This window comes from Rheinheimera sp. WS51, from assembly GCF_050936095.1.
GTDB lineage: Bacteria > Pseudomonadota > Gammaproteobacteria > Enterobacterales > Alteromonadaceae > Alishewanella.
In genome coordinates, this window is record NZ_JBOTRC010000028.1 from 1 (window position 1) to 5279 (window position 5279).

The 5279-nt window shown below is 44.6% G+C and carries 1 protein-coding gene; it reads right to left on the reverse strand.

Translation table 11 applies throughout. From position 1 onward, the window contains the following. Positions 1-5279, reverse strand: a 5279-nt coding sequence (locus tag ACRCA4_RS14720) for an amino acid adenylation domain-containing protein (protein WP_433190276.1), incomplete at both ends; no start/stop codon positions are given.

Genomic DNA, 5279 nt, shown 5'->3' on the forward strand with positions numbered 1-5279 from the left:
ACTAAATCGCCACTGCGGTAGTAACGTAGCCCACAACTTTCATCTTGCACAAATGCCAGCTCTGCATCTGGATTGTTCTGATAGCCTGCAGCCAATCCACAGCCACTGATACATAATTCACCAATGAATCCAGCAGGAAGCTCTACACCTCCTGGGTTACGAACACTAAGCTCACTACCCCACACTGCGTGACCTATAGGTAACTGCTGACTAATATCAAAGTCGCGCGGAACCACATAACAGGTTGTGATAACGCTATTCTCTGTTGGACCATAAGCATTAATCAACTTCACTTGGCTGTTGTGCTGATAGAGCGTAGCTGCTGCTTGGTTAGGAAAAACATCCCCCCCAACCAACAAGTGGCGCAAGGCATTATTTGTTAGCCTTTCACCGTGGTTCACCCATTGTTCAAACAAGGCTGGTGTCATCAAAGCTGTACTGATTTTCTCGCGATAAATAAGCTCTGCAAGTTGGCTAACATCAATAAAGCTATCAGGGTAAAGCACTAAGCATCCACCATTGACTAAAGGCCCCCACATTTCGAACACTGCGCCATCAAACGCCATAGATAATAGCTGTAAGCTTCGACTCACCGGACTAAATCCAAATAAGTCTTGATTGTGTTGAAGCAACCGCATCACCGCACTATGGCTGACCGCAACCCCTTTAGGCTTACCCGTGGTTCCTGAGGTATAAATTATGTAGGCCAGCTCATCTGCTGTATTCTGCTCATTGCCTAGCCAGCTATACGCGCTGTCATCTAATGTATTTAATGCAGTGCTTTTTATACCACTATCAACGCCTTCTAATTGAGTCTCCTGTTGGCATAATATATGACAAACATCAGCATCATTGAGGATGTAGCTGATCCGCGCGGCAGGATAACTCGTAGCAATTGGCACATAAACAGCCCCGACTTTTAAGATCGCAAGCAAGGCTGTCATAAGCTCAATTGAGCGATCGGCAACAACAGCAACTTTATCTTGGCGACTCACTCCCTGGCTTGCTAAATAACCAGCTAATCGTGTCGCACGCTGGTCAAGTTGTTTATAACTGACCCGCTGTTCGCCATAACATAAAGCTTCTCGCTCTGGATTTTGTTGTGCCCAAACAGCAAAACACTGCTCTAATCGCTCAGCCGGCGCCGTTAATAAGCTCTGTTGCGGTTTAACCTTATTTAGGCTGTACCCACTTAGTCTCTGAGTAGGCTCAGCTACTATCTGCTCTAGCAACTGCATAAACGCTTCAGCAACGGTGCGGATACTCTGCTCGCTGAATAAGTCGGTACAATACCCCCAACTGAAATATAACCCTTCTGCATCACTTATTGCCGTCAAGGTTAAATCAAACTTCACGCTGCTTTGACTGTCTCGTTGATAAGGAGTGATAGTTAATTCCGGTAACTCTAACGCTACCTGCTCGTTATTTTGCAACACAAACAGCACTTGGAATAATGGGCTATGCGCTAAGCTTCGTTCAGGCTTTAAGGTCTCAACCACTAATTCAAAAGGAACATCTTGATGACTCTGTGCCGCAAGATGCATTGTGCGATTTCGTTGCAAGAGTTCAACAAAACTGGGGTCGGCACTTAAGTCGGTGCGTAACACTAAGGTATTGACAAAAAAGCCTATTAACGCTTCCGTTTGTTGTTGGGTTCGATTAGCTACCACTGTGCCCATAACAACATCTTGTTCATTACTCCAGCTACCTAATAAAGCCGCAAAAGCGGTTTGCAGAGTCATAAACAGGGTCGCACTGTTACGTTGGCTTAAGTGTTGTAATTGTTCCAACACAGTCGCAGAGACTGAGCTACCAATAAAATGGCCGCGTAAGCTTTGTACTGCTGGGCGCACTTTATCTAACGGCAAGTTATGCCGCTGTGGTGCCCCTGCCAGCTGTTGTTGCCAGTAACTAAGTTGTCGTTCAAACTCTTGCTCAGCCAGTTGCTGTCGTTGCCAACGCGCATAATCACTATATTGGATTGTTAATGGGGTTTGTGTTAATTCCACTCCCTGGTATAGCTGACGGTAACCTCTAATTAATTCTTTTAACCATAAACCCATTGACCAACCGTCACTGGCAATATGATGCATTAACACTAACAATAGATGTTTATCATCCGCTAGCTTAGCGACCGATAAGCGACATAATACATCTTGTTGCAGATTAAAGTGGTATTGACTCGCTTGTTTTAACCAGTCATTAGCTGCACTATGTTGCGTCTCTGCACTGAGCTGGCTTAAATCTGTTAGTTCAAACTTAAAACCGTCACTGCTCATCAGTTGCTGCATTTCACCTTGCTCTGTTTCAACAAAGCAGGTGCGTAGGCTGTGGTGACGTTCGATGATATGCTGGGCGGCTTGCTGTAACAGCTTAATATCTAAGTGACCATCCAATGTATAGCAGTAAGGCATATTATACAGCGCTGGAGCGCTCTCTAAATGACTAACAAATAAAATACGCTGCTGGGCATAAGAGACCGGCTGCAACTGCTGATAGTCTTCAGACGGTAAAATACTGCCTAACGTACTGTCTTTTGCTTGTAGTAAACGCTCTGCCATCTCGCTAAGGATCGGTGCTTCAAAAACTAAGCGAACGGGTAACTCTAGTCCAAGCTGCTGTCGAATAGCAGCAATTAACCGCATAGCAAGAAGAGAATGTCCTCCCATTGCAAAAAATTGCGCTCGACGAGACACTTTATCTAAATTCAACACTTGGAGCCAAATCTGCGCTAAGGTTTTCTCCATCTCTGTTGCGGGTGCTTCATAATCATCGGCTAAAACCACATCCGGTACGATTAACGCTTTACGATCAACTTTCCCGCTTACTGACAAGGTAAAGTGGTCCATTTCTATGATCTGCTGCGGTAACAGATACTGCGGCAACATACTAACCAGCTGCCGTTGTAACTCTGCTGTACGACCTCTGCACTCTGGATCTGGAACTATATAGGCTAATAATATTTGGCTACCGGCTCGGTCTTCTTTAACTGCAGCTACGGCTTGAGAAACACCATCAAGTTGCACTAAAGCGGCTTCTAGTTCCCCTAACTCTATGCGATAACCACGTAATTTAACTTGATGATCACTGCGACCTAAGAATTGCAAACTGCCATCAGCAAGCCAGCGCACTAAGTCACCCGTGCGATACATCCTGCTCTGCGACTTTGCATTGCCCCATTCAGTAGTAAAACGCTCTGCTGTTTGTTGCGCTTGATTTAAATAGCCTGTAGCAACCCCGGCTCCGGCTACATAAAGTTCACCTACCGCACCTAATGGGCTTAATTGCTGATTATTATCTAGAACATAGAAACGGCTATTACTAATCGGTTTACCTATGGCAATACTATTGCCTTGAGGCGGAACCTTTAATGGGTTAACACTACAGCCAATAGTTGTTTCTGTTGGCCCATAATGATTAAAAATATTAGCTGCTGGTATCTGCTCACAGATCTGCTGATACAAGCTAGTTTTGAATTCCTCTCCACCTAGCATCAGGCTGTGAGCTTGGCTGACAGGTTGATCCATTTCTGTCAATAATGCTTGCATCTGAGTTGGAGTAACTTTGAGATACAAACGTTGCGAGCCGGCCAAGTATTGAGCCGCACTTCGGTACAAGTTAGCTTCATCGGCAATATACAAGCAGCCGCCACTCAGTAGAGGCAGATATAAGTTTGGTATAGTACCATCAAAGCTAAAGGAGCTAAGTAATATTGCACCGGCTAACGACGGATCATAATAATGATGTAGTGCATGTTGCAGGTAATTACTTAAGTTACCATGACTAACAGCAACTCCTTTAGGTTGACCTGTTGACCCTGAGGTATAAATAACATAAGCCAATTGACTTTCTGTCACCTGTGGCCAGGTAGGTACGTTAACATTCTCTAACTCAACCTGCGTCACTTCAGTGTCAAGCGCAACGAATGCTAAGTCAGCTGGCAGACGCGGAGCAATAGTGTTATGGCCCAATACTAATACTGCTGCGGAATCAACCAAAACATAATGTAAACGTTCATCTGGATAACTCGTATCAACAGGCAAATACGCCGCACCCGCACGTAACACGGCCAACATCGACACGACTAAATCAAGTGATTTATCTAAGCAAATTGCGACCACATCATTAGCAACTACCCCCTGGTGTATTAACAATGCCGCTAATTGTTCAACCCGAGTCATTAATTGCTGATAAGTTAATTGCCCTTCACTGCTATGCACAGCCAGTTTATTACCTGCATTTGTAATGCTGTCATTTAGCAAATGCGTCACTAGTGCAGGGCCAAAGTCATGTTCGGTCGCATTCCACTGGGTTAATAAGCGCTGATCTTGCTCAGTTAACAAGTCATAAGCGCCCAGCGATAATTGTGGCTGGGCCACAAGCTGCTTGAGCAATTGCTGATAGCTTGAAGCGAAACGCTCAATACTCTGTTGATGAAATAAATCCGTGTTGTATTCAAAACTAAGATGAAGCTGCTCCTCAAATTCAACTGCAGACAATTTCAGATCAAACTTAGCGCTGTCACGGCTTTGTGCTACACCACTGACATTGAGACCACTAAACTCAACTTCACTTTGCTCATTGTTTTGTAGAGTAAACAATACTTGGAATACCGGACTATAGCTTAAGCTACGCTCTGGCTGTAACTGTTCAACTAGTAACTCAAAAGGTAACTCTTGGTGCTCAAAAGCATTAAGTATCATATCGCGGCTTTGACTAAGCTGTTCGGTAAAGCTACGTTGCCAATCTAACTTATGGCGCAGCACTAAGGTGTTGATAAAAAACCCAATCAGTGGCTCGACATCTTTAACCGTTCGACCCGCAACAGGGGTACCAATAACAATATCGGTTTCATTGCTATAACGACTAAGTAGTAGTGCAAACGAGGTATGCAGTAACATAAACAACGACGACTGCTGTTGCTGGGCTAGTTGAGTGACATCACGCAAGGTCGCTGCATCAAGCACAAGATTCACCCGGCTACCGCGGAAGCTTTGTACTGCCGGTCGAGGTTTATCTAAAGGCAAGTTATGCACTTGCGGTAGGCCTTGTAACTGTTTATGCCAGTAACCCGTTAATCGATTTAATGTTTCACCTTGTAACTGATCACTTTGCCAACGAGAAAAATCGCTGTATTGGATATTAAGCGGACTAAAGTTTACAGCTTGCCGGTTAGTCAGCGCATTATAACTTAGTGCTAACTCACGCTCTAATATACCGAATGACCAGCCATCACAGGCAATATGATGTAAGCATAATGACAAAATATGCCGCTCTGG